This is a genomic window from Pseudomonas sp. B6001 (genome assembly GCF_013386015.1).
Classification (GTDB): domain Bacteria; phylum Pseudomonadota; class Gammaproteobacteria; order Pseudomonadales; family Pseudomonadaceae; genus Aquipseudomonas.
Genome location: NZ_JACAOX010000023.1, coordinates 26,848 through 53,725 on the forward strand (window position 1 = coordinate 26,848; position 26,878 = coordinate 53,725).

At 61.9% G+C, this 26,878-nt stretch carries 18 protein-coding genes; 3 read left to right on the forward strand and 15 right to left on the reverse strand.

Annotated elements, in window-relative coordinates; all coding sequences use genetic code 11:
* Positions 1-24 precede the first annotated feature (24 nt).
* Positions 25-984 (forward strand): SDR family NAD(P)-dependent oxidoreductase, encoded by a 960-nt coding sequence (locus HX821_RS24675; RefSeq protein WP_177036630.1) that lies wholly within the window; start codon positions 25-27, stop codon positions 982-984.
* A 16-nt stretch (positions 985-1,000) separates the two neighbouring features.
* On the opposite strand, the gene HX821_RS24680 is transcribed toward HX821_RS24675, so the two are convergent.
* Positions 1,001-3,259, reverse strand: coding sequence for an ATP-dependent DNA helicase (locus tag HX821_RS24680; RefSeq protein ID WP_177036632.1), 2,259 nt, complete (start codon positions 3,257-3,259; stop codon positions 1,001-1,003).
* Positions 3,256-4,905, reverse strand: coding sequence for a VRR-NUC domain-containing protein (locus HX821_RS24685; protein ID WP_177036634.1), 1,650 nt, complete (start codon positions 4,903-4,905; stop codon positions 3,256-3,258). Before HX821_RS24685 ends, HX821_RS24680 begins: the two co-directional genes overlap by 4 nt.
* Before the next feature lie 188 nt (positions 4,906-5,093).
* Here HX821_RS24685 and HX821_RS24690 point away from each other — a divergent pair, with 188 nt between their 5' ends.
* Positions 5,094-5,318 carry a YgdI/YgdR family lipoprotein gene (locus HX821_RS24690; RefSeq protein ID WP_102369114.1) on the forward strand — a complete coding sequence of 75 codons (225 nt, stop codon included), beginning with the start codon at positions 5,094-5,096 and terminating at the stop codon, positions 5,316-5,318.
* Between the two features lie 205 nt (positions 5,319-5,523).
* Here HX821_RS24690 and HX821_RS24695 read toward each other — a convergent pair whose 3' ends face one another.
* From HX821_RS24695 to HX821_RS24740, 10 genes are all read right to left on the reverse strand, one after another.
* Entirely contained in the window at positions 5,524-6,954 is a 1,431-nt protein-coding gene (locus tag HX821_RS24695; protein ID WP_177036636.1) for a lipase, read from the reverse strand.
* Positions 6,955-7,133: 179 nt separating this feature from the next.
* Positions 7,134-10,244 carry an autotransporter serine protease gene (locus HX821_RS24700; RefSeq protein WP_177036638.1) on the reverse strand — a complete coding sequence of 1,037 codons (3,111 nt, stop codon included), beginning with the start codon at positions 10,242-10,244 and terminating at the stop codon, positions 7,134-7,136.
* Positions 10,245-10,428: 184 nt separating this feature from the next.
* Positions 10,429-13,386 carry an autotransporter serine protease gene (locus HX821_RS24705; protein WP_177036640.1) on the reverse strand — a complete coding sequence of 986 codons (2,958 nt, stop codon included), beginning with the start codon at positions 13,384-13,386 and terminating at the stop codon, positions 10,429-10,431.
* 197 nt (positions 13,387-13,583) lie between these two features.
* A complete protein-coding gene (locus HX821_RS24710) occupies positions 13,584-14,921 on the reverse strand; it encodes a TolC family outer membrane protein (protein WP_003217106.1) in 1,338 nt (445 codons plus the stop codon).
* A gap of 2 nt (positions 14,922-14,923) precedes the next feature.
* Positions 14,924-16,258: an HlyD family type I secretion periplasmic adaptor subunit gene (locus tag HX821_RS24715; RefSeq protein ID WP_008433775.1), complete on the reverse strand. Its 1,335-nt coding sequence runs from the start codon at positions 16,256-16,258 to the stop codon at positions 14,924-14,926.
* A complete protein-coding gene (locus HX821_RS24720; protein ID WP_177036641.1) occupies positions 16,255-18,006 on the reverse strand; it encodes a type I secretion system permease/ATPase in 1,752 nt (583 codons plus the stop codon). The genes HX821_RS24715 and HX821_RS24720 overlap by 4 nt, the downstream gene beginning before the upstream one ends.
* A gap of 104 nt (positions 18,007-18,110) precedes the next feature.
* Complete coding sequence (locus HX821_RS24725; RefSeq protein ID WP_177036643.1) at positions 18,111-18,479, reverse strand: AprI/Inh family metalloprotease inhibitor; 369 nt, start codon at positions 18,477-18,479, stop codon at positions 18,111-18,113.
* Positions 18,480-18,553: 74 nt separating this feature from the next.
* A complete protein-coding gene (locus HX821_RS24730) occupies positions 18,554-20,002 on the reverse strand; it encodes a serralysin family metalloprotease (RefSeq protein WP_177036645.1) in 1,449 nt (482 codons plus the stop codon).
* Between the two features lie 364 nt (positions 20,003-20,366).
* A complete protein-coding gene (locus HX821_RS24735; RefSeq protein ID WP_134326664.1) occupies positions 20,367-21,467 on the reverse strand; it encodes a P1 family peptidase in 1,101 nt (366 codons plus the stop codon).
* 9 nt (positions 21,468-21,476) lie between these two features.
* Entirely contained in the window at positions 21,477-22,841 is a 1,365-nt protein-coding gene (locus HX821_RS24740; protein WP_177021716.1) for an APC family permease, read from the reverse strand.
* Positions 22,842-23,038: 197 nt separating this feature from the next.
* On the opposite strand from HX821_RS24740, the gene HX821_RS24745 reads away from it, so the two are divergent.
* Complete coding sequence (locus HX821_RS24745) at positions 23,039-23,833, forward strand: helix-turn-helix transcriptional regulator (protein ID WP_008433783.1); 795 nt, start codon at positions 23,039-23,041, stop codon at positions 23,831-23,833.
* Between the two features lie 104 nt (positions 23,834-23,937).
* On the opposite strand, the gene HX821_RS24750 is transcribed toward HX821_RS24745, so the two are convergent.
* From HX821_RS24750 to HX821_RS24760, 3 genes are read right to left on the reverse strand one after another with little or no spacing between them, the layout of a single operon-like run.
* A complete protein-coding gene (locus tag HX821_RS24750) occupies positions 23,938-25,017 on the reverse strand; it encodes a polyamine ABC transporter substrate-binding protein (RefSeq protein ID WP_010169417.1) in 1,080 nt (359 codons plus the stop codon).
* Between the two features lie 60 nt (positions 25,018-25,077).
* Entirely contained in the window at positions 25,078-25,419 is a 342-nt protein-coding gene (locus HX821_RS24755) for a cupin domain-containing protein (protein ID WP_003217122.1), read from the reverse strand.
* A gap of 27 nt (positions 25,420-25,446) precedes the next feature.
* Positions 25,447-26,853 carry an FAD-binding oxidoreductase gene (locus HX821_RS24760; protein WP_177036647.1) on the reverse strand — a complete coding sequence of 469 codons (1,407 nt, stop codon included), beginning with the start codon at positions 26,851-26,853 and terminating at the stop codon, positions 25,447-25,449.
* Between the last annotated feature and the right edge of the window lie 25 nt (positions 26,854-26,878).

Below are 26,878 nucleotides of genomic sequence, written 5' to 3' on the forward strand. Positions count from 1 at the left end.
AGGCCTCCCATAAGGAGATCTTTCATGGCTGACAAACAAACCCCAATTGGCAGCGGCTTCGATGCCGGCACTACCGCCCAGCAAGCCTTGGCGGGCAGCGATTTGCGAGGCAAGACGGTGATTGTCACCGGTGGCTACTCCGGCATTGGCCTGGAAACGGTTCGCGTGTTGGTCGACGCGGGTGCGCAGGTGATCGTTCCCGCGCGGGATCCTGAAAAGGCCGAACGCAACCTCTCGGGCATCATCGGTGTTGAACACGCCAGCCTGGATTTACTCGACCCGATTTCCATCGACCGTTTTGCCGAAAACTTCCTCGCCAGCGACCGGGAATTGAACCTTCTGATCAATAGCGCCGGAATCATGGCCACACCACTGCAACGGGATACGCGAGGTTTCGAAGCGCAGTTCGCCACCAACCACCTGGGCCACTTCCAGCTAACCGCGCGGTTGTGGCCGGCGCTGCGTGAGGCTAATGGCGCACGAGTGGTTTCGGTATCATCCCTCGGCCATCGTCTCAGCCCTGTGCATTTCGATGACCCGCAATTTGAACACCGCCCCTATGACAAGTGGCTCGCCTACGGCCAATCAAAAACCGCCAACGCACTGTTCGCGGTAGCACTGGACCGACGAGGTAAAGCGGAGGGTGTGCGCGCATTTTCCGTGCACCCGGGGGAAATCCTCACCGACTTGATCCGTTATCTGGACAAGGACGACCTGGCATTCGTCGGCGCACTGGATGAGCACGGCAATATCCGCCGCGCCAGTCACTACAAGAGCCCCGAGCAAGGCGCCGCGACCTCGGTGTGGTGCGCTGTCAGCCCGCAACTGGAGGGCATGGGCGGACTCTACTGCGAAGATTGCGATGTGGCCACGCCGTCGCAGGATGACACCCGGCGCAACGGAGTAAGACCCTGGGCTGTCGACCCGGAGCACGCCGAACGTTTGTGGCTCTTGAGCCAGCAACTGTGCAGTGTCTCGTTGTAGTTTGGGGCTCTTGTGTTCATAGAGTGATCGACCACCAGCGCGGCAATAACTGCCGCACCCGCGCTTCGCCAAACCGGTCATCAATCAGCATTACCACCCCTCGGTCCTGCTGGCTGCGGATCACCCGGCCCGCGGCTTGCACCACCTTCTGGATGCCCGGATAAAGGTAGGTGTAGTCATAACCGGCGCCGAAAATCGCGCCCATCCGCAGCTTGAGCTGCTCGTTCACCGGGTTGAGTTGCGCCAGGCCCAGGGTGGCGATAAACGCGCCAATCAGGCGGGTGCCCGGCAGGTCGATGCCTTCGCCGAATGCACCGCCGAGCACGGCGAAACCGATGCCCTGGCTGTGCTGGGTGAACTGGTCGAGAAACCCCTGGCGCTGCGCCTCGGCCATGCCCCGTGATTGCTGCCACAGCGGGATGTGCGGGTGCCGCTCGGCAAGCAAATGCGCCACTTGCTGCAGATAATCAAAACTGCTGAAAAACGCCAGGTAGTTGCCCGGCGCCTGGGCAAACTGCGCTGCAATCAGCTCGACGATGGGCTCCAGGGACGCCTGGCGATGCACAAACCGGGTGGAGATCCGGTCGACGATATGCACCCGCAGCTGCTCGGCCTTGAACGGTGATTCCACATCCACCCAGGCCGTGTCGGGCGGCATTCCCAGCAAGTCCGCGTAGTAGTGCCGTGGGCTCAGGGTTGCGGAAAACAGCACGCTGCTGCGGGCCGCCGTCAGCCGGGGCCGAATGAATTCGGCGGGCACCACGTTGCGCAGGCACAGGTTCGATGAACTGCGCTTGCCGCTGAGTTCGCGTTTGCTGATGTCGAAAATGAAGTGTTCGTTGAACAGCTCGGCGACCTTGGCAAACTGCAAGGCCTCGAAGTAGAAGGCTTGCAGTTCGCCATTGAGTGCTTCGGGATGGTCGTTGAAATATTCACCCATGGCGCTGGTGCACAGGCTCAGCGCCTGCAGCAGTTTGTCGGGTTTCTGGGCGTAGGCCTGATAAGGCGCCACTTGCTCCTTGTGCAGGGCATTCCACTCACGGTTCAGGCGCTGGAGCGGCTTTTTCAGCCGCTCGGGTGCGATCTCGCGCAGGGTCTTGAGCGTGTACTGGTCGAGGGCCGCGCTGTACATCGAGCGGCCACGCTCCACCAGGTTGTGGGCTTCGTCCACCAGCACCGCGACGCGCCACTGGTTGAGCTGGGCCAGGCCGAACAGCATGGCGCCGAAGTCGAAGTAATAGTTGTAGTCGGCGACCACCACGTCGGCCCAGCGTGCCATTTCCTGGCTCAGGTAATAGGGGCAGACGTCATGGGCCAAGGCGACTTCCCGCAGGTTACGCTGGTCCAGCAGGCGCACGCGGGAAGCAGCTTCGCGGGCCGTCGGCAAGCGGTCATAGAACCCCTTCGCCAGTGGGCAGGAGTCGCCATGGCAGGCTTTGTCCAGGTGTTCGCAGGCCTTGTCCCGCGCCACCAGCTCCAGCACCCGCAATGGCAGATCGGGGCTGCTGTCATACAGCACCTGCGCCGCATCCAGCGCGAGTTTGCGGCCCGGGGTCTTGGCGGTCAGGAAGAACACCTTGTCCAGCTGTTGTGGCGCCATGGCCTTGAGCATCGGGAAAATCGTGCCGACGGTCTTGCCAATTCCGGTAGGCGCCTGGGCCATCAGGCAGCGGCCGGTGCTGACCGCCTTGTAGACCGTTTCCGCCAGGGCGCGCTGGCCCGGGCGAAACGCCGCATGGGGAAAGCCCAGGGCAACCGCTGCGGCATTGCGGGCTTCGCGCTGGTGCATTTCCTGTTCGGCCCAGCCGAGGAACAGGGCGCATTGCTGCACGAAGAATGCCTGCAGGTCATCAGCCTGAAACCGTTGGCTGAGCAGCGTCTCGTGCTCGCCGACAATGTCGAAGTACACCAGCGCCAGGACAATCTCCGACAACCCGAGCTTCTGGCACATCAACCAGCCGTAGACCTTGACCTGGGCCCAGTGCAGTTGCCGGTGGTTGGCCGGTTGTTTGTCCAGGTCGCCGCGATAGGTTTTCACCTCTTCCAGCTGGTTGCGGTCCGGGTCGTAGCCATCCGCCCTGCCCCGGACTTTCAACTGCTGGTATTCGCCCTCCAGCGCGACTTCATTCTGGTAATGGGCGCTGCGCCGCGAGGCCACGGTGCGGTGGCCGACAATCCCTTCCTGGGCACTGGGAGACGGGGTAAAACGCAGGTCGAGGTCGCCGACCTTGGCGGTGAATTCACATAATGCACGCACCGCGACGCTGTAGCTCAAGCGGCCTGCCCCGCCCAGCGCACATAACACACAGTGACGGGCATCTGGTGTTCGCCGCAGAACTCCAGCCAGCGCAGCTGGTTGTCCTGCAGGCGATCACCGGGGCCTTTGACTTCGATCATGCGGTAGGTTTTTTCTTCGGGCCAGAACTGGATCAGGTCGGGCATGCCGGCGCGGTTGGCGCGGATATCCAGCAGCAGGCGTTCGAACCAGTGGCGCAGGTGCGCCGCTGGCAGGCAGTCGAGGGCCTGATCGAGCAGTTCTTCGCTGAGCACGTTCCAGAACACGAAGGATGACTGGATGCCCCATTTGTCTACATAACGCTGGCGAATGGTGTGCTTGTAGCGCTCACCGTCCAGTTGGCCCAGGCACTCGGCGAACAGCTCGGCACGCCGCTGATGAAAATCCTCGCTGTGCAGGTCTACCGGCCCGCGCTGGAACGGGTGGAAAAACGACCCCGGCAACGGCGCGAAAATCGCCGGCCAGCACAGCAGGCCAAACAGCGAATTGATCAGGCTGTTCTCGACGTAATGCACGGGTGCACCATGGTCGCTGAGGTGCGCCTGTACGCAATACTCCACCGACATCATCGGTTCCGGAGCCGGCAGTTCGAGGTCCAGGCGCACGATCTCGCGGGGTTTTGCCTTGGGCAGCGCCGGCTCGCCGAGCTTGCGTCGCAGCCTGGGTATCACGCGCAGCAAGTGCTGCTGTTCGGCAGCGCTTTCCGGGGCCTGTTGCGCCTCCCGGGCCAGCCCCATCGCCTGGGCAAAATCCTCCTGGCGCTCCAGCACCCGGATCAGCCGCGCCCGTGCGCCGGGATAGGTGCAGCCCCGGTAGATAGCTTCCGCCAGGGCCAACTCGGCGCTGCGCTCACAATACTGGCCCACCTGGAACAACAGCTTGGCCCGACGTTTCTCCAGCCAGGGGTTGTCGGTGTGCAAGGTAGCGATTTGTTCCAGCACGCCATCGAGTGCCTCGCCCGCTTCAAAGGCCTGCTGGCACTGATGCAGGAACAGGAAGCCGTGCACATCGTCACGGCTGCGCAAACCGCGGGATTCGGCGCAGAATTCGACTTTCTCGTAGGTAAAGATCCCCAGGTCCGCCAGCACAAATTCCGACCAGTCCTGATAGAGATTACCGAAGAACATCAGGCGCAGGCGGTCGCACAGTTCCATCACGGTGAGGCTGTAAAGCCGATCGGCCAGGTCCGGGCACCAGTGCTGGAAGTGACGCAGTTCACAAAACTGCGTTGACAGCGTTTCCAGCCAGTCCGCCTTCCTGGCCTTGGGTTGCTCGATCCAGGGTTTGAACGCCGCCAGGATTTCCGCTTTCTGCAACAGGCCGAACAGCTCGCCAAACGACAACAGGCATTGGTCCGTCACCCAACCCTGTTCCAGCAAAGGCACGACCGCCTCGTGCACCGCGCCGATCTCGACATAGTTGAGCTTGCCCGCCCGGAAATGCGCGCCCTTGCGCATCACCATGCGTACCAGTAACGCCTGGGAAGCCTGCGGCAAGCTGTCAAATTGCTGAATGAAATGCTCTTCGTCCGGGGCCAGCAAATCGGCATAACGCTGCCCCAGCCAGGCGAGTACTTGGCGGAAGTTATGCAGGTAATAGAGCGGATCTTCTAGGGGATTGGACATTTCAGGCACTGGATCAACCACTGTTTATGCATACAGAGTGCCGTCCCTGACCGACTGTTGCAATCAGTAATAGATCAAAGGCACACGCAACTTTTTGCGTAATAATGATCAGATGGCTGTCAGCCACATTAAATGAGTCTCCCCCGACCGCTCAGGTGCGGGGTTTTCGAAGGATCAGGGTAAGGGTTATGAGCATGAAGAATTTGGGTCTGGCGGTGGGTATGTTCACGTTGCTGGTATTGGCCGGTTGCTCCACGCAGACGGTGGTGACGTTGCAGAACGGCACGCAATACCTGACCAAGGACGTGCCCAACGCGAAAACGGCCGATGGCTTCTACGAATTCACCGACATCGCCGGCAAGCATATTCGCGTCAAGGCCGATGACGTCGCGACCGTGATGAAGGAGAAATAAAAAGTGGGAGCCCGTCGGCTCCCACTTTTCTTTGCCATGATCGTTTCTTTGCAATGATCGTTCCCACGTTCTACGTGGGAATGCATCCCGTGACGCTCCGCGTCACCACTGCGCAAGACATGAACCGTGGGTTGGCCGTTGGACGCAGAGCGTCCGGGGCGGCGTTCCCACGCAGAGCGTGGGAACGATCAATCCGTGGCGCTACTTAGCCGATGGAAACCCCATCGCCCCAAACCCCGGCGAGCCCAACGCCAACCAGCGTCACCGAGTCCGCGCCAAAACTCAGCACGGTATCGCCCCCCACCACCTTGGCGTGGTCACGCCAGTCCGCACTGCCCTCCACGTCCCGGAACACCAGCTTGTCGGTCGGCTGATAACCAATCACCCGGTCCTGCCCAAACTGCCCGCCGAACAGAAAGGTGTTATGCCCGCTGTTGTCGCGAATAGTGTCATTGCCCTTGCCGCCCTCGATGAAATCCACACCCTTGCCACCCTGGATCAGGTCATCGCCATCACTGCCGATGATGAACGTGTTGCCCTTGTGCGGCTCGGCATTGCGGTTGAGGTCCTGCACCCAGGTATTGGCCCGGGCCGGGTCCGACAGGTTGGCCACGATAATCGTCGAGTCCCGGCTGGTCAGGTCGTAGAACTGCGAGTCCAGGACCCGCGTCATGCCATCCCCATACCCGGTGGGCAAATGAGAAAGCCAGGTGGGAACATTGACGATGGAAAACGGCAGGACATTCCACAGCGTCGACGCGTAGTGATCGTTGAAGCTGACGATATTGTCCGTGGTCGACTCATGGGGCTTGTCGTGCACGCCCAGTGACGAGAAGTTGAACGACGAGCCGTCCAGCGCGCGAAACACCGGGTCGTTTTCATAACCGATGTTCAGCACCTTGTCGCCGGCACTCTGGGTTGGCGAGGCATAAGCCACATAGTTGGAGTCCTTGTAGAACCCCGCCCATTTATTGCCGCTCAGATCGGCCATGCTGTTGACCGCCAGGCCACCCAGGCTATGACCGCTGACCACCACGTCCTTGCCCGTCAGGCCATGACTGCCGGCATACGCCGCGACATCCTTGAGCAAGGTGCCAAAGGCTTCGCCGGCGTAGTTTTTCGCGTAGTCCTTGGGCCCCAGCGCCGCCAGCAGGTCACTGACCAGATCGCCGATGGAGTCGCTGATCAAGGTTTCCCGAGGCCCCGAAGTCCCGCGAAAACCAATGCCGATTTCCAGCAGCTTGCCGTCGCCATCGTACTTGCCCAGCACTTCCACCTGCGCTGTGGTGTAGCCGGGCTTTTCACCGAAGAACGTGCCCCGGGCGTCCACCTTGCCGCCGTAGCCCAGGGTACTGGCGCTGATGGGCGTCCAGCCGGCCTTGTTGACCGCCTCGAGGGCGGCTTTTTCCGAATCCGGGTTCCAGGGAATGCCCGGAATCACCCCCTGTGAATCGGTGCTGCCCAGCAGCGCCCCCACCAGAGTGGCGGGTAGCCCCAGGCCAAAACCGTTGTGCTGGTAACCCACGGCAAAGCCGTTGTCCAGATTGTGATAGGAGTACAGCGTGATCGCCATGGCATCGGCGAACAACGCTTTGGAGCCCTCGGTGCCGAGGTTCTTATAGTCGAAAACACCCATGGTATTGCCTCTCTTTTGTTGGAATTGTCGAGAAAGCCGAATCTGCACAAATGGACGATTGGAACCGGATCAATGTGGGAGCGGGCTTGCTCGCGAAAGCGGTGGATCAGTCAACCCATCCACCGACTGATCCACCGCTTTCGCGAGCAAGCCCGCTCCCACATTTCGAACCGCAGTGTTTAGAAAGCCCAGTCCAGGCTCAAACCCACCCCATGGACTTTCTCCTTGCTGGCCAGCAGGCCGTTGTAATCCAGATTCACCTTCGCATCCTTGCTCAGCGCCAGGCTGACCCGCGCCCCCACCAATGCCGCATCACGCACCATCGACGAACTCTCCACAGTGAACGAAGGGCCGCCCGAGGCAAACGCCAGGTGCCGCTCGGAATCGACGCTGCTCAGGTTGTGCTGCCAACCCAGGGTGCCGGAAAGCTCCAGTTGCTGATGGTCATTGATATTCAAGGTTTTCAGCGCTCGAGCACCCAGGGTACTCAACACCACATCGCGGCTGTCATCCCGGCCCTTCAAGGCCGCCGCATCACCCTTCTCGGTAAACCCATCGGCATCCAGATGCACGTACGCCAGGTTGGCGAACGGTTCCAGGGCCAGGGGTTGCAGGTTCAGGCGATACGCCGCCTCGGTAAACACCTGGGTACTGCGGGCATCCACCTTGGCTTTCTGCTTGCCGGCGACTTCACCGTATTGCAGCTCGCGCTTCACATCGGCGCGGTGCCAGCTGTAGGTCGCACCACCGCTCAAGCGCAAGGCACCGATTTCATGCCCGGCATACGCACCCAGGTGATAGCTGTCCACCGATGCCCGGGAATGGGTGTCGCTGCCCATGTTCAGCGACGTGTCGCTGTACCCTGCCACCAGGCCTACACGGGTGTCTTCATCCAACGCGCCGTCCACACCCGCCAGCATGCCGCCGATGGACGTGGTGTAGCCCGCCGTATCGCTGCCGCTGTTGGTCTTGCCCCAGGCGCCCAACGCCTTGACCCAGACGTTGCCACGGCTGTCGACGGTCTGGCTCGATGCGCCCATTTGCCCTTGCTGCAAACGCTCGCCCACGGCTTCACGCAGGTAGCGGTTGTCATTGACCAACGCGGTTTCCAGCGCCGGGTAGATTTCCCCGGACAGCTGCTGGAATGCACCCTGGGCCGAAGCCGCATTCGGCGCCAGCAACAGGCTTTCGTACACGGCGTTGCCCGCGCCCAACTGCTCGGCAGCAGCGGCCACCGAACGTTGGTTCGGGGTGGCGGCCACACTGGCAAAGGTGTTGGCATTGCGCCCCACATCCAGCTGCACGCCGTTGGCGGCGTAGTTCAGGGTACCGCCGATAAACAGATAGTTGGGCAGCACCGAACCGAAGCTGCCGGTAATCCCGCCCGCAGCCTGCAGGATGTTGTATTGGCGACCGATCAGGCTTTCGGCCTGGGTCTGGGTCAGCAGCGTCGGGCTGTTTTCCAGGGCCAGGGTCACCGTGCCGCCGCTGAGGGTGGCCTTGCCACCGGCGACGATGCGATCACTGTTGGTGGCCGACAACTCCACCGCATAGGTAGAGCCCGCCGCGAAGTTCACATCCCCGGCCACGTTCAGGGTGCCGATGGAGTTGCCCGGCGCCACGGTACCGCCGCTGTTCGCTGTCAGCGAACCAATGCGCCCGGAACCGCCCACTACGCCGCTGCTGCTGACGGTAACGTCGGAGGTGATCGAGCCATTGATCGCCAGCAACCCTTGGTTGACCAGGGTCGGGCCGCTGTAGGTGTTGGTGCCGGTCAGTACCAGCGCGCCAATGCCCTGCTTGGTCAGGCCGCCATGCCCGGAGATATCGTTGCTCCACACATCCAGCCCGCAATGCACATCGGTGCACGTGCGCTGGGTCGGTTTGCCGGCATCCACCACGGCGCCAATCCCTGGCAGGTCCGCGACAAACTGGCCGGAGCCGTAGGCGCCGTCGATACGAAACTCCGCCGGGATATCCTCAGCCGTCACAAACATCCCCGGGCCGTTGATGGCCTTGCCCAGGTTGATCATGCCCCAACCGTACAGCGAGTCGATGCCCGGTGCGCCGAGGTCGGTCGCGGTGGTTTTCAGCAGCGTGGAGATCTGGTCGCCGCTCATGTACGGGAAGCGCTCCATCAACACCGCTGCACTGCCGGCCACATGCGGCGCGGCCATGGAGGTGCCGTTGAAATTGGCGTAGTCGGTGGTCAGGTTTTCCAGGGAGGTGCCGTTGATCACCGAACTGTAGATCTTGGTGCCGGGGGCCGCGACGCAGAAGCTGGCGGCATACCCGCAGCGCGAGGAAAACGTACTGATCACGTAAGGATCGGAACTGGCGGTGTCGGGATTCTGTTGCAAGGCCGCCACCGACAGCCAGTTGGGTGCAATCTCCGGCACGAAGTACGCCAGGCCCGAGATCGCATCCGGGTTGTTGCGGTTGTAGTCGTTGCCGGCGGCAAAGATCGTCAGCACGCCGCTGCGGGCCGCATCAATGGCGCCCTGATAAGCGCCACCTGCGATCGTCCCAAGGATCGGCCGAATGTTATTGAACTGCGCCTGGGCTTCATTGACCGTGAAGTTGGGGAATGCCGGATCTCGGCCGCCCTTGGCGTACTGGTCACCAATGCCGATGCCCCAGCTGTTGTTGATAATGCGTGCGCCGCTGGCCACCAGCGCGTCCCAACCGGCTTTGTAGACCGCACCGTCGTTGCCCAGGATGATCCCGTCTTCGGGGCCCGGGTCACCGTTTTCGGCGCTGATGATCTGCGCATCGAACGCCACGCCGTGCATTGGCCCGCCGTCGCGGTTACCCGCGGCGATCCCGCCTACGTGGGTGCCGTGATTGCCGAGCTTGCCGTTGGAACCCAGGGAAGGCGTGCCGTCGTAGCGAAACGCGTCCCCGGCTTTCACCGGGATATACGGGTCGGTGTATTGGCGAATGCCTTCGGTCACGAGCGTGACCACTTTGCCGGGGCTGGCGAATTCCGGATGCTGGGCATACACCGGCTGGTCGAAGATCCCCAGCTTCACACCCTTGCCGGTGTAGCCGGCGGCGTAGGCGGCGTCTGCATGCACGGCGCCCAGGCCCCAATCGGCCTTGAATTCATTGCTGCGCCAACTGGCAGCATCTCCCAGTTTTCCGGTTTCCACGTAGGGTGCGGCCTGGGCGGTACCCAGGCTGGCCAGGCAACACAGCAACGCGCCGTATGGCACGCAGCTCAGGGCCTTGAGCGGGTAGCCCGGGCCTGTTGGGATGGCGGATTGAAACCCTCGTTTTGTTTTTTTCACGGTGACCTTCCTTAGTTTTTATTGCACTTGTATAAATCACGTTTCTCCCAAGCGTCGCCGACCCAATGTGGGAGCGGGCTTGCTCGCGAATGCGGTGGCTCAGCTACAGGTGCGTCGATTGACACACCGCATTCGCGAGCAAGCCCGCTCCCACAGTTGACCTCTTTCGACCTCAGGATCTTGCTCAGAACTGCCAGTTCAGGCTCAAACCCACACCCTGGATTTTTTCCCGGCCAGCCAATTGGCCGGTGTAGTCGAAGTTGACCCGTGTGCTTTTGCTCAACGCCAAGCTCGCCTGCACGCCCACCAATGCCGCGTCGCGCATCAACGGCGAGCTTTGCACCGCAAACGACGGCCCTCCGGCGACAAACGCCAGGTGCTCTTCGGATTCAACGGCACTCAGGCTGTGCTGCCAGCCCAGCGAGCCGGAAACGTCCAGTTGCTGGCGGTCATTGAGGGGGAAGGTTTTTGCCGCCCGCAGGCCCAGGGTGCTCAGCACTGCATCGCGGCTATCGCTGCCACGCTCCAGCGCGGCGGCGTCGCCTTTCTCGTGAAAGCGCTCGTTGTCCAGATGCACGTAAGCCAGGTTGGCGAACGGCTCCAGCGCCACCGAGGACACGTTCAAACGGTAGGCCGCTTCGGTAAATACCTGGGCACTGCGCGCATCCAGCTTGGTCTTCTGCTTGCCGCTGACTTCGCCGTACTGCAAGTCGCGTTTCACGTCGCCGCGATGCCAGCTGTAGGCACCGCCGACGCTCAAGCGCCAATTGCCCAGCTCATGCCCGGCGTAGGCGCCGAGGTGGTAGCTGTCGATGGACGCCGATGAATGCGTGCCGCTGCCCATGTTCAGCGAGCTGTCGCTGTAACCGGCCACGAGACCGGCACGGGTCTGCTCGTCCAGCGCGCCGTCGACACCGGCCAGCATGCCGCCCAGTGAGCTGGTGTAGCCTGCCGTGTCGCTGCGGCTGTCGGTCTTGCCCCAACTGCCGAGCGCCTTGACCCACACGTTGCTCTCACCGGTAACCGGCGTATGGCGCAGGCGCTCGCCCACGGCATCGCGTACCTGGCGGCTGTCATTGATCAGCATTGTGCCGATGGCCGGGTAGATTTCTCCCGACAGCTGCTGGAAACCCGACTGCGCCGTGGCTGCCGAGTCTGACCGCAGGATGCTTTCGTACACCGGATTACCGGCGCCCAACTGCTCGGCGGCCGCCGCCACCGAACGCTGGTTACGAGTGGCACCGACACTGGCGAAACTCGCATCACTGCGGGCAATGCCCAGTTGCACACCGTTGGCGGCATAGTCGAGGGTGCCGCCGAGGAACAGGTAGTTGGGCAACACGGCACCGAACTGGCCCTGGATCCCGCCAGCCGCCTGGAGGATGTTGTACTGGCGCCCCACCAGGCTTTCCGCCTGTTGCAGGCTGAGCAGGGTCGGGCTGTTTTCCAGGGCCAGGGTCACGGTGCCGCCGCCGAGGATTGCCTTGCCCGTGGCGACAATCCGGTCGCTGGTGGTGGGGGTGAGTTCGACCGCATAGGTGGAGCCGGCGGCGAGGTTCACATCCCCGGCCACTTGCAGGGTGCCCACGGAGTTGCCCGGCGCCACGGTGCCGCCGCTATTGACCTGTAACGCCACGATGCGACCGGAGCCGCCCAACGTGCCGCTGTCATTGACCGTCACCGCGGACGTCAGCGAGCCATTCACCGCCAACCGGCCGCCATTCACGGTGGTCGGGCCACGGTAGGTGTTTTCGCCCGCCAGGATCAGGCTGCCCGCACCGGATTTGGTCAGGCTGCCTTCGTAGATACGCTGGGCCGCGGCTGCCGCACGGGCAGTGCCAACGGCATAGTCCGTCTGGTCCTGCTGACTCGCGCCGGCGCCCACGCCGTTCTCCCAGCCCTTGTCGCGCAGGGTTTGCTGCCAGGCCAGGGTTTCGGCGCTGTCTTCGGCCTGACGCTGGATCAGCGCCTTGTCGGAGATCGCATTGCTCCACACATCGCCCTGCCCGGCCGCCAACGTGACATTCATCGGCCCGAGCAATTGCCCGGGCCCGTGCATTGCTCGGCCAAGGTCCGGCACGCCCCAGCCGACCTGAGTGGTCGGTGCATCGGTGACCGCGCCATTGAGCTGGGTGGCCGTGGTCAACAGCACCTGCAAGGCCTGTTCGTTGTTCAGGTATGGATAGCGTTCCATCACCAGCGCCAGTGCGCCGGTGGCATGGGGCGCCGACATCGAGGTGCCGGATTTCACCCCATAACCGCCATCGGGAATGGTGCTGTTGATCAACGCCCCGGGGGTGGAAATGCACCAGTACTTGGCGATGCCGCACTGGTTGTATTTCTGGTTGTTCGCCTTGTCCAGGCCCGATACCGCCAGCCAGTGGCCTTCCAGCTCCGGCTGGAAATAAGGCAAGGCCGAACGCACGCTGGCGTTGGCGTAGCCGCTGTTGCCAGCACTGAACACGTTGATCACCCCGGCCTTGGCCACCTCCGCAGCGGCATCCAGCCAGGTGTTCTGGTTGTAGTGCTGGGCATAGGCAGCGTGCAGGTCGCCAATGGTCTGGTAGCTGACATCCTTGGGTTGGCTACCCCAACTGTTATTGATCGCGCGCACGCCGGAATCCACCAGCGCGCTGTACACCGCCTTGAAGTACTTGGGGTCTGGCGTGGGGCCGAACAGGAAACTGTCATTGGCGTTGGTGTTGCCGACGTAGATCTGCGCGTTGTACGCCACGCCGTGCATGCCCACGCCATCGCGGGCCGCGCCCATGGTGCCGGTCACGTGGGTGCCGTGGGAGTCATTGTTTGGGTTGAGCGCGCCGGTGGTCGTGAAGGGGCTGCCATCGACGTAGGTGCCGCTGGCGGTGACCGCGTGATAGCGGTCTTTTGAGGCTTCGGGATGGTTGGGGTCGAAACCCGAGTCCAGGGCGCCGATCTTCACGCCACTGCCGGTGATGCCGCTCGCATAGGCCTCGTTGGCTTTCATCCGGTCCAGGCCCCAGTCGCTCTGGAACTCGGCGGTGCGCCAACTGCCGGGGTCGCCGACTTTGCCGGCTTCGATGTACTGCCCGTGGGCCGCCACTGACAGCAGCAGCAAGGAGCCTGCGGTGAGAGGTTTGAAGCGAGGTGAACCAGTAATCATGAAGAGTCCTTTTTCTTATTGTTGAAATACCTGTGACGAGGGAGCTTGCTCCCGCTGGAGTGCGCAGCGCTCCCAAGATCTTGGGGCCGCTACGCAGCCCAGCGGGAGCAAGCTCCCTCGCCACAACAAGCTCCCTTGCCAAAACAAGCGCCCATGCCACCAAAGCTCCCTTGCACCAAGTACCACTCGTCCAGGCATCAGCGGCTCTCAGGACCAAACGCCTCGTCCACCTTGGCCAGGTCGGTGTCACGCAAGTTGCCCGCGTAGTAATGCAATTTGGTCCAGGCCATCAGGTAGTCGTACCGTGCCTGGGCCAGGTCGCGACGGGTGCTGTACAACTGCTGCTCGGCGTTCAGCGCATCGAGGTTGACCCGCTCGCCCCCGAGGATGCTTTGCTTGGTCGAGACCACCAGCGCTTCAGCCGAAGTCAGCGCCTTTTGATACGCCCGCAACTTGCTGACGCCCGACAGGCAAGCACTGAACTGGCGTCGCAGTTCGATCAGGGTTTCGCGGGTCTTGCCTTCCAGTTCGTACTCGGCCTGCTCCATGGCGCGGCTGGCCTGGCGGGTGGAAGCCGAGACGCCGCCACCGGCATACAACGGCATGCTGACTTCGATGCCGATGGTGTTGGTGTCGTAGCGCTGGTTGTAGGTGTTGCCGCTGTCGGATTCCTGCTGGCGCGAGCTGGCATACGCCGTGATGCGTGGCAGGTGCCCCGAACGGTTGCGCTCCACTTCATAACGCGCCACTTCCACGGACTGGCGTTGCGAGGCCAGGTTGGGGTTGTTGGTCAGCGCCAGTTCGTGCCAGGTGTCGTAATTGGCCGGGGTCAGGGTGAAGGCGGCAAACCCCGGGTTCAGCGGCGCCAGGTCGTTGATGTTGACGCTCTGCACGCCAATCAGCGCCCCGAGTTCGCGCAGCGAGGCGTCCTGTTCATCCAGCGCCTGGATTTCCTCGGCAGTCGCCAGCTCATAACGCGACTCGGCTTCCAGGATGTCGGTGCGGGTGCCCTCACCCTGCTGGAACAGATGCTGGTTCTGCTGGAACTGCTGCTCGTAGGCCTTTTTCTTGGCGCGGGCAATGTCGATCTGGTCCTGGGCAAACAACGCCTGGGTGTAATAGGTCAGCACCCGCACCAGCAGCGCCTGGCTCTTGTCGCGGAAGCTCTCGTCGGCAAACAGTGCCTGGGCCACGCCCTTGCGGTAGTTGGCATAGGCTTCGTAGTCGAACAGCGGCTGTTGCAGGGTGAACGTGGAGCCATAGCTGTTGTAGTTGCGGTCATCGTGATAATTGCCGCCGCGCCCGTCGGGCAAGGTGGCCTGGGAGTTGTTGCGGCCCTTGTTGTAGTTGTACGAGAGCTTGGGCAGCAGGCCGGCGCGGCCGATGGTGCGGTTTTCCAGGCCGGCGTCGCGTTCCTTGATGGCGCCGAGGAATACCGGGTCGTTGCGCAGGGCCTGTTCGTAGACATCGAACGGGCCCATGGCGGCCTGGGCGCTGCCGCAGGCGAGCAGCAAGGCGATGAACATCGGCTTCATGCTCATTCCTCGGTCAATGCCGAGCCGGCGCGGTCCAGCAGCGGCTTGAACAGGTAATTGAGCAAGGAGCGCTCGCCGGTGCGGATGAACATCTCGGCGGGCATCCCCGGCTTGATCACCAGGCCATGGAGTTTCTCCAGGGCGCTGCTGCTGACGGTGGTGCGCAGCACGTAGTAAGGCATGCCGGTTTTTTCGTCGAGCATCTGGTCGGCGGAGATCAGGCTCACCTCCCCCGGCACCCGCGGCGTGCGGCTCTGATTGAAGGCGGTGAAGAGAATGTCCACCGGCAAGTGCGCACCGACCTTGTCCACCAGGTGCACCGGCAGGCGCCCTTCGACTTCCAGGCGGGTGTCCTGGGGCACGATTTCCAGCAGGGTTTCACCGGCACGCACCACGGCGCCTTCGGTGTGCACGCCCAGGTTGACCGCGATGCCATCGGCGGGCGCGTTGATCTCGCTGTGCTGCAGGTCGAAACCGGCGGAGGTCAGTTGTTGTTCCAGGGTCAGGCTGCGCAGCTGCGCGTCGGCCAGTTGGCTGCGGACTTCCTTCTGGTACTCCTCGCTGTGCTGCTGCAACTTGAGGCGCGATTCGAGGATGCCCTGCTCCACCCGCCCGCTTTCGCCGGTGTTCTGCGCCAGGTCCTGTTGCACCTGGGACAGTTGCCGCTGGTACTCCATCAGCCGGTTGCGCGGGATGTAGCCGTTGTCGGCCAGGGGTTGCAGGTTGTTCAACTGGTCTCGCAGGGATTGCGCTTGGGCGGTCAGGTCACTGCGGGCGCGGCGCATGCCGTTCAGTTGCGCCGTAGCGCCTTCGATACTGGCGCGAATCCCGGCCTGTTCCCGGGCAAAGGCTTCGCGGCGGCTGCTGAACAGTTGACGCTGGCCTTCGAGGACCAGTGCCAGGGCTTGGTCCGGGTTGCCGCTCAATTGCGCCGGAAAGGTGATCGTCGACTGGTTATCCCGCTCGCTCTGCCACCGTGCCACGCTGGCCCAGGCCATGCGGTACTGGGCTTGCAGGGAGTGCACGTCGGCCTGGTTCTGCGTCTGGTCGAGACGGAACAGCGGCTGGCCCTGCTTCACCGCCTCGCCCTCACGCACCAGGATCCGGCTGACCACGCCGGGGCTCAGGGTTTGCACCGCCTTGCGCTTGCCCGAGACCACCACCGTGCCTTGTACCGGGATCCCCTGGTCCAGCGGCGCCAGACTGGCCCAGAGGAAAAACCCGCCGGCGCCGACCACCGTCAGCAGCCAGCCCATGCGGGCGAAGAAACGCGCGTCGTGCTCGGGATGGGTCTGTTCGTAATCGCGGTTGATTTGAATGCTGCTGTCGCTGCTCATGCGCCTGGATTCCTTCCGGCTTGATACTGACGGCTGAGGCTGACCCCGGCCTTTTCTCGTGGTGCTTCCTGCTGGCCGGACAGTGCGCGCAGCACGTCCTGGCTCGGACCAAATGCCTGCAAACGACCTTCGTTCAGCACCAGCAGCTTGTCGGCCTGGGCCAACGCCGAGGAACGGTGAGTCACCAGTACCACCGTGCTGCCCTGGGCTTTCATCTGCATGATCGCGCTGGCCAGGGCGGCTTCACCCACGGTGTCGAGGTTGGAGTTGGGCTCGTCGAGCACGATCAGGCGTGGCCCGCCGTACAGCGCGCGGGCCAGGGCGACCCGTTGTTTCTGCCCACCGGACAGGCCGCTGCCCTCGTCGCCGAGCACGGTGTCGTAGCCGTGGGGCAAGCGCAGGATCAATTCGTGCACGCCTGCCTGTTGGGCGGCCTGCACCACCAAATCCGGGTCGGCTTCGCGAAAGCGCGCGATGTTGTCGGCGATGCTGCCGCTGAACAGTTCGATGTCCTGGGGCAGATAACCGATATGCGGCCCGAGGTCGTCGCGGTCCCAGCGATGAATGTCGGCTCCGTCCAGGCGCACGGTGCCCGCCAGGGTTGGCCATACGCCCACCAGCACGCGGGCCAGCGTCGACTTGCCGGAGCCGGAAGCACCCAGCACGCCGAGCACTTCGCCCGCAGTCAGGTTGAAGCTGACTTGATGCAAGGTTGGCACGCGTCGCCCCGGCGGGCCTGCGCTGACTTGCTCGAAGCTCACATTGCCCTTGGGCGCCGGCAAGGCCATCTGCTCGCCCTGAGGCGGAAACTCGCGCATCAGGTTGTCCAGGCGCTGGTAGGCCAGCTTGGCCGAACTCCATTGCTTCCACACGGCGATCAACTGGTCGATGGGGCTCAACACCCGACCCATCAAAATGGAGCCTGCGATCATCATCCCGGCGGTCATGTCGCCCTTGATCACCAGGAGCGCACCCAGGCCCAGCACCAACGATTGCAGGCACAGGCGCAGGGATTTACTCAGGGAACTGATGATCGAGCCGGTGTCGCTGGCCTTGTTCTGCAGGCCCAGGAACTGCGAATGCACCTTGAACCAGCGCTTGCGCAATGCACCGAGCATGCCCATGGCCTGGATGGTTTCGGCGTTGTGCAGGTGGCTGGTGGCCAATTGGGTGGATTGCTGGGAATAACCGCTGGCTTCACCCAGAGGCTTTTTGGTCAGGTATTCGTTAAGGCACGCCAGGGCAATCAGCAGCACGGCACCGGCACTGGCCAAGACACCCAGCCACACGTTGAACAGGAAAATCACGAACAGATAGATCGTAAACCACGGCGCGTCGAAAAACGCGAACAGCGCAGGCCCGGTGATGAATTGGCGGATGTGGGTCAGGTCCCCCAGGGATTGCCCGCCATGGCCTTCGCCCCGTTGCAGGTTGCGCTCGAAAGCGGCCTTGTAGACCCGCAGGTTGAAACGCCGCTCCAGCTGGCTGCCGATGCGAATCACGATAAAGCTGCGAATCACCTCCAGCACACCGATAAAGGCGAAGAACCCCACCACCATCAGCGTCAACATCACCAGGGTGGTTTCGTTCTGTGAAGACAGCACGCGGTCGTAGACTTGCAACATATAAATCGACGGCACCAACATCAATACGTTAATCAATGCCGTGAAACAGCCAATACTGATCAGAATACTTTTGTAGTCGCCGAGTGCCTTGAACAATGGTGCAACGGGAGTGGTCTTCGCCATGTTGCCTGATCTTCCCTGAGCCGAATGACGCGCAATAGTTTACCGAGCGCCCCAATAAGGGGCGGGCAAACATTAAAATCGGGTTATATCGTTATAACGAACTATTACGATGCACGTTGCAATATCAATACCGCGCCGTTTTTTGCGCGACCTTCATATTCGCCTTCTTTCTGGCGATTCAAATGGGTTATGCCGGTGCCTTCGGCATTCATCAGCCAAATACCATCGGGAGTAGGCGTCCAACTAACGGGGGCTTCCCCCAGCCATTGTCCGGCGCACTCCACATCGCCCCCTAACGCGTTAGCCTGCTCAATCAAGTCCAGTGCGCACACCTGCTCTTGCTGATGCAGCGCCCAATGCCCGGCCAACTGCGCGGAAGTAGGTAAAACCAGACTGCTTGCCATTGCTGTGGCTCCTGCCGACATAAGCAACACCTGGAAACTCCAGGCCACGGTACTGCGAAATAGCGTCATCACCTTCGCCCGTTCATGGGGTGGATGCAAGGGCAGAGGGCGGCGCGTGTGCGCCACCCTCCTTTACGCGTGTATCAGGCCACGATGTCGGTGACGGCTGCCTGGCCAACGGTGGTGACGAGGAAATCCGCCACGCCGTGCCCGGAGAAGTCCACGGCCAATGTGCCCAGGTTGGTACCCGAAGCGTAGGACAGCACCGCGTCGCCGGCATGACCGGTAAACGCGTTGACGAAGGTCAGGCCTGCACCTTTGGTGATGCCGGTGAGGTCGATCTTGTCCGAACCCGAGGTGAAGTCGAAGATCTTGTCGGCCGCACCCGGCTTGGAGTCGGAGTTGGCGCCGAACACGAAGGTGTCGTTGCCTGAGCCGCCCCACAGCTGGTCTGCACCGCCGCCGCCGAAGATGATGTCGTTGCCGGCACCGCCCTTGAGGACGTTGGCGGCTGCGTTACCGATCAGCAGGTCGTTGCCCGAACCGCCGATGGCGTTCTCCACGGTCACACCCTTGGCGATGGAAACGTTGCCCACCAGGCCGCCAACGTCGGAGAACGAGGTTTCATTGAGGTTGATCTTCTGGTTCTGGGTAAAACCGGAGAAGTCCAGGGTGTCGTTGCCGCCACCGTCCCATACCGAGAACACCAGCTTGTCGGCCGATGAAGTGGCGCTGAGGAAATCACGCCCGGTGTTGGAGTTGAAGCCGTAGGTGGTGTCACCGGCACGGGTGTTGTAGTTGGCGCCGTAGAGCTTCTGGATCGCGGCGATGTCGTCGATCAGCGGGCCGGACGAGTAGGCTTCTACCCCGCCTTTGCTGAAGTTCTGGTTGGTGTTGCTCTCGCTCCAGTAACTCATGACGCTGTAGCCACGCGTGTCCTGTCCATAGTCCGCGTCTTTGTACGAAGGGTTGCCGGTCCCGGCGTTGTAGTCGCCAGGGTGGTCCAGGCCCAGGGTGTGGCCGATTTCGTGGGTCAGGGTCTGCCGGCCATAGTTGTTCAGGTCCGGGGTCTTGTTCGGCGTGTAGCTGTTGTTCGTCAGGTACCAGGAAGTGCCGTCAAGGCCGCTTTCGTTGTACTTGGCGTTGGTGCCTGGCAGGTAGGCAAAGGCCGCTGCGCCGTCCTGGCCGCCGCTGTAGTTGCCGAAGGTCATGTGGAAGTCACCGCCCGAGGCTTTCTCGGTGAAGGTGACATTGGCCACATCGGCCCAGGATTGCATGGCCAGTACGGCCTGTGCTTTCTGCTGGGTGTTGAACTGGCTGAACCCGGTGATCCCATGCTTGTTCATGGTCGCGTTCGAAGCCGAAGTCAGGAAGGTGTAGGTGAGATCGATCTTGCCGTTGCCATCCACGTCCCGGTACGCGGCGTTCTCACGCAGCAGGTGGTCGGCGGCCTGGTCAACGGTGAACGACGGTTTGCCATTGACCGTGAGGTTGCCACCGCGGTCGTATTGATGGCTAAAGCTATCGATCTGGGTGTAAGCGGTACTTGCTTGAGCCGCCGACACAATAGCTTTGTCTTTTACTTTTGACATAAACGTACTTCCTTGTTTGCAAGTGGAACAGTTTTTGTCCGACCGGACCCACTCTGGCGAGTAAGTCCGATCACTCGCCCCTTTTGAAGGCGAAAGAAAACTGACACAACCTGAAATCATTCGTCCAGCGGTTTTTATCCAAGGATAAAGTTGGGCCGGTGAACAAAACCTGCAAACACTGGTAAATAGCGCGTTATTAAAATTCAGCTATTTAAATATTAAATACTCCTAAAGACATTTAGCCACGAATGGATCCAAAGTATTGACTGAGGTGCACTAAGAAAGTGTCACCGTGTCATTGTTAGTATTGATTGGCCACTATTTAAGTGTTTGTCCCGTATTACCGGGACAAGACTTAGTTTACTTACTGGCCGCGCCAGCCGGTTTGGCGCAATGCCTGCAGGAGCGTGTGGGCATCCAGCGCGGGCACCCGCACACCCTGGTCGGTGGTCATGTCTTCGCCGGCCACTATGGCATTAATGATCGCCTCTTCCACGGCCTCCGCCGCCGCGCTGAACAGCGGTGAAATGTGGTCGTTATTGACCATTTGCAGGGCTGTGCTGAGGGGCGAGCCCTTGCGCCCGTAGTCGGCCACCGGCAAATCCTGATTGCCGGTGGCGAACGCCAGGAACAGGTCCCCGCTGGAGTCCTCGGTACCGCCACCCGTGCGCGCAATCCCGATGGACGCGCGTTGTGCCAGGCGCTGGCATTGATGGGGCAGCAACGGCGCATCGGTGGCGATGATCACCACGATGGAGCCCATGCCGGGTGTGCCGCGATCGGCAAAGGGTGACGGGATGTCCATCAATTGCCGGCCTACCGGGTAACCATCCACGCGCAGTTCCTGGCGCTTGCCATGGTTGGCCTGCACCAGCACACCGACGGTCCAGCCACCCTGCTCCGCCGGCAAGCGCCGTGACGCGGTACCGATGCCCCCCTTGAACTCATGGCAGATCATCCCGGTGCCGCCGCCCACGGCGCCCTCCGCCACCGGCCCGGATTCGGCGTTGGCCAGCGCCTTGCGCACATGCTCCGGGCCGACGTGCTGGCCCCAGATATCGTTGAGCAAGCCGTCGTAGGTTTCCATCACCACCGGCATGCACCAGTACACGGCGGGGTCTTCGAGGCTTTCGCGCTCCAGGGCGATCAGCGTGTCGCGCACAATCCCGATGCTGTGGGTGTTGGTGATCGCCAGCGGCGTGGTCAGCAACCCTGATTCGCTGATCCATTCAAGGCCCGTGGCGTCGCCATTGCCGTTGAGCACGTGGTAGCCGGCAAAACATGGCTGATACCGCGCGGCACCGGCCCGGGGCTGGATCGCCGTCACGCCGGTACGTACCTGTTTGCCGTCGATGCGGGTCTTGATCGTACTGTGGCCGACCCGAACCCCTGGAACGTCGGTGATGGCATTCAACTCGCCGGGCGTACCCAGTCCCAAGGTGATGCCCAATTGACGTGCACGCATAACCACTCCTTACAATTTCTGAAACGCCGGACTCAACCGGCCACTGATGCAATACAGGATCACCGACAGTGCCAACAGGCCGATGATAATCATGATGTCGCGAACCGAGGCGGCAATCGCCAGGGTCACCAACAGGTAGCCGGCACCCAGCACCGCCAGCAAGGCCGGCACCGGCCACAACGGCATGCGATACGGGTGCTCGCGGTCACGCAGCAACACCCGGCTCATCAACGCGCTCAACGCCACGATCAGGTACACCAGCATGATCAGCAGCACGCTGAAAGACGTCAGGTCCGCCAGGTTGGAGCTGAAGCTGAGCAATGCCGAAGGGACCGCCAGGAACAGCGTAGCCAACCACGGGGAATCCCAGCGTGGATGAATCCGGGTGAAGAGTTTGTTGATGGTGGGTGTCCACAGCGCATCGCGGCCGCTGCTGAACACCACCCGGCCAATCTGGATGACGATGGCGACGATGGCGTTGAATACCGACAGGAAGATCCCGGCGCTGACCAGCCGCGACAGGGTTTCGTTGCCGTGGCTGGTCAGCAGGTAGCCGATCGGGTCGGGGCTGCTGATCATCGCGCTGAGGGATGGCGCACCGATCAGCAAGGCGGTGATCGGCACCAGCTCGATGACCACCACCAGGCCCAGGGACCACAACACCGCCTTGTGCACGCCCTTGCCGCCGCATTTCATGTCTTCGGCCAGCAATACGGCGGGACCGTAGCCATTGAACGAGAACAGGCCGATGCCCACCGCGCCGATGACCAGCGCCCAGGGCGCCAGGTGCAGCACGCCGTTCTCGACGATTTGCGGTTGCAACAGCACGCTGACCGGCTGCACCGGGTTGCCGAAGCCGATAAACACGATCACCAGCAACGCCGCCACTTCCAGCAGCAGGCAGGTGCCGGTGATCCAGGCATTCAGCTTGATATTGAGGATACCCAGGGCGTAGCTGCACACCACAATCACCAGGGCCACGGTTTGCGAATCGAATTGGGTGCCGAGGGCGTTATTCAGGTAAGTCGCCGCCCCGGTGGCCAGTACCGGCGGGATAAACAGCAGCATCACCAGTACCGTGAGGAACGTCGCGTAGCCGGCCATGCCGCCGAACACCCGCTTGGCATACACGTATTCGCCGCCGGCGCTGTTGTGGGCACGCCCGAGTTCGGCGTAGCAAAAGGCGAACATCAGCGCGAGCAAGGCGGCCATCACAAAGGCCAGGAACACCCCGCTGCCGGCCTGCTGGATGGCAAACGGCGCAATCACGAACACTGAACTGGCCGGGGTGACCGCCGAGACGGTGATGGCCACTACATCGAATACGCTCAGGGTGGGTTTCAGCACGCCGTCGGGCGTGGAAGGAGCACTCATATCGTTATCCTCTTGATTGTTCTTGGTTTGAGGCAGAAACGAAAAGGTGAAGCGGCGCAGGGTATGTTCCCCACTGACTGACGGCCAACTTAAACACTCTGTGTAGATCGGCCAATTCCCCTATTGGAGTACTCCCCTTGACGCCGCCGGGCAAAAGTCGAACCCTTGCGGCCTGAATCCTTAGCGTGGAGCTGCACATGAGCCTGTTCAGGGAAGTCGGCATGCACGCGGGCCTGGGGCGTACCGTCGCACAGATCGGCACCGGGCGTTTCTGGAAGCAACTGGTGCTGTTGCTGCACCAATGCCTGCCCTTCGACAATGCCCTGGCGATCTTCTACCCCGCCGATGGCCCGCCCGAAGCGCTGGAAGAATACGACGCACAACCGAGCAGCAAACCGGCGTCGATGCTGGTTTATCTGAATGGCTTGTACCTGTTGGACCCGTTTTTCCAGGCGTGTCGCGAGGGGTATGCCAGTGGCGTGTACCGCCTTGAGGAAGTGGCGCCGGATCATTTTCGCCAGAGTGAATACTTCCTCAATTACTTCCACGACAACGTGCTGGAAGACGAGGTGCAATTCATCCTGCAATTGCCGGGTGCGGGGACGTTATCGCTGTCGTTGGGGATGCAGCGGTTGTTTACCGGCGAGGAAACGGGGTTGATGACCATGCTCGCGGCCTGGGTGTTGCCGTTGATGCAGCAGCATTGGCAGCAAAGCACCCAGCGAGTGGCCGCGCCGGCGGAAATGGCCAGCCAGATACGGGACGCGTTGAGTCATTTCGGCTGTGGCGTGTTGTCGGAACGGGAGCTGGAAATAGCGCGATTGGTGTTGCGCGGGTTTTCGTCAAAAGCCATGGCCGAACGGCTGAATATCTCGCCGGATACGGTCAAGGTTCACCGCCGGCACCTGTATGCCAAGCTGGATATCTCATCGCAGCCGGAGCTGTTTTCGTTGTTTATCCAGTCGTTGGGGCATGACTTGGAGAATCCTTGATTCCGCGGCGTGGGAACGCCGCCCTGGACGCTCCGCATGCGCTTTTGAAGTCGTGACGCGGAGCGTCACAGGATGCATTCCCACGCGGAGCGTGGGAACGATCATCAACGCCCGGTACGAATGGTGTTCCACACCCGCGTACGAATCCGGTCGATGTTCAGTGGCATTGCTTCCAGTGCGAACAACTTGCCCATCATTTCCGGACTTGGGTACACCTTGGTGTCGCTCTTGATTGCCGGGTCCACCAGGCTGTCCGCCGCGGCATTGCCGTTGGCGTAGTGCACGTAGTTGGTGATGCTGGCCATCACTTCCGGGCGCAGCAGGTAGTTCATGAAGGCATAGCCGGCTTTTTCATCCGGGGCATCGGCGGGCATGGCGACCATGTCGAACCAGATGGCGGCGCCTTCCTTGGGAATGTTGTAGCCGATATTCACGCCATTCTTGGCTTCCTTGGCGCGGCTTTCGGCCTGGAGGATGTCGCCGGAGAAGCCCACGGCCACGCAGATGTCGCCGTTGGCCAGGTCGGCGGTATATTTCGAGGAGTGGAAATACGCCACGTACGGCCGCACTTTCATCAGCAGGTCCTCGGCCTTTTTGTAGTCTTCCGCCTTCTTGCTGTGGTGCGGCAGGCCCAGATAGTTGAGCGCCGCCGGCAGCAGCTCCGGGCCGTTGTCGAGGATGGCGACGCCACACTTCTGCAGTTTTTGCATGTTCTCGGGCTTGAAGATCAGGTCCCAGGAATCCACTGGGGCGTTGTCGCCGAGTACCGCCTTGACCTTGTCGATGTTGTAGCCGATACCGGTGCTGCCCCACAGGTACGGGAAGCCGTGGGCGTTGCCCGGGTCGTTGTTTTCCAGGGCCTTGAGCAGCACCGGGTTGAGGTTCTTCCAGTTGGGCAACTGGCTCTTGTCGAGTTTCTTCAGCGCCCCGCCCTGGATCTGCCGGGCCATGAAGTGGTTGGAGGGGAACACCACGTCATAGCCGGATTTGCCGGTCATCAACTTGCCGTCGAGGGTTTCGTTGCTGTCGTACACGTCGTAGGTGAAACCGATGCCGGTTTCTTTCTGGAAGTTCTTGGTGGTGTCGGGGGCGATATAGTCCGACCAGTTGTAGATCTTCACCGTCTCGGCGGCTTGGCTGAGGGTGGCGACGAATACCAGCGGCAACAGGGCAATGGGTCTCATGGTTCGATTTCCTGGCGGTTTTAGGGCTGTTTTTATGGCAGGCGATCAAAGATCAAAGAATCAGAGGATCAGTACATAGGTCTTGCGCACGGTTTCCTGGATGTCCCAGATACCGGTGCTGTTGGCCGGCAACATCAGTGCGTCGCCGGCTTCTATGTGGAGCATTTCCCCGTTGTCGGGGGTGAAGGTGCAGCGTCCCTGGATAAAGTGGCAAAACTCCTGGGCTTTGATCTGCCGGCGCCAGCGCCCGGGCGTGCATTCCCAGATGCCGGTTTCGACGCCGTCGCTACGTTCCACGCTCAAGGTCGAGGCCACCGCGACCGGTGTGCCTAGCGGCACGGCGACGGGCGAGGAATCCGGCAAATGGGCGCTGAGTGTGTCTTTGAACTGGGTAATGCTCATGTTCATACCTGTGGTGATTGAAACGAATTAGTGCATGAAACCTTCCATGAACCCGGCAACCCCGCTGGCCAGTTTGCGGCGCCACGGGGCGGTATTGGGGTTGGCCAACACTTGGTCCTCATGCACAAAACTGCGGATGATTGCGTTGTAGCCCAGCCAGCGGCAGGGTTCCGGTTCCCAGGCCTTGAGCCCGTCCAGCCGGCCCGGATGAATCACCCATGGCTGGCGAACCAACGGCGTATCGAGCCCCAGGATCAAGTCCGCCAGGGTGCGGCCACCGAGGTTGCTGGCGCCTACGCCCTCGCCGCCGTAACCACCGGCCAGGGCGATGCCTGCCGCGTGATCGCAGAGCATGTGCGGCTTGAAGCGCCGGGACATGCCCAGGTTGCCGCCCCAGGCGTGGGTGATCCGGACTTTCTTGAGCTGCGGGAACAGTTCGCCGAACAGATAGCGACGCAGCTCGACTTCGCTGTCGGTTAGATCGAAGTTGTGCCGCAACTTGCCGGCAAACTGATAACCCCCGCGAGCGCCGAACACCAGGCGGTTGTCCGCCGAACGCTGGCCGTAAGTCACTTGCCGGCTGCTCTCGCCGAACGCCTGGCCACGATTCAGGCCGATCTCGTCCCAGGTGCTGGCCGGCAACGGCTCGGTGGCAACGATCAGGCTTTGCACCGGCAACTGATAGCGCCCCAGCGGAGCCAGCGTGGTGGCATACCCTTCCACTGCCGGCACCACCCAGGAGGCGCGCACCGAGGCTTTGTCCGTGCGCAGGCTGCCGGACTGCCAATGAGTGACGGGACTGTTTTCGTAGATCTTGACGCCCATCCGCTCCACCAACCGCGCCAGGCCGCGCACCAGCTTGGCCGGGTGAATCGTGGCAACGTGGGGTGCATAGATGCCGCCATAAGGCTTGGCGATACGGATCTGCTCGGCCAGTTGTTGCGGGCCAAGCCAACGGTAATCGTCGTCGGTCAGGCCCTGGCTGTGAAGTTTGGCCAGGTACGCACGCAGGGTGGCTTCCTGTTCGGGGTAGCGCGCGGCGCAATACAGCACACCACCCTTGCGGTAGTCGCAGTCAATGCCTTCGCGCTCGATCACTTGCGCGACTTCGTCGGGGATGGCGTGCAGCAGGTCGAACGAGGCCCGGCGCTGTTCCGGGGTCAGGCCGGCCAACAGGCGGTCCTCTCCCAGCAGATTGCCCATCAGCCAGCCGCCGTTACGGCCCGAGGCACCGAACCCGGCGGTTTGCGCCTCGATGATTGCGATTTTCAGCTCGGGCGCCTGGCGCTTCAGGTAATACGCGGTCCAGAGCCCGGTGTAGCCGGCGCCGATGATGGCCACGTTGACGTCCAGGTCCTGCTCCAGGGACGCGCGTGCCAGCAGCGGCTCGTCCAGCTGGTCCATCCATAAACTGATATTGCGCCATGCAGGCATGCCAAGCTCCACCACCACACTTCGA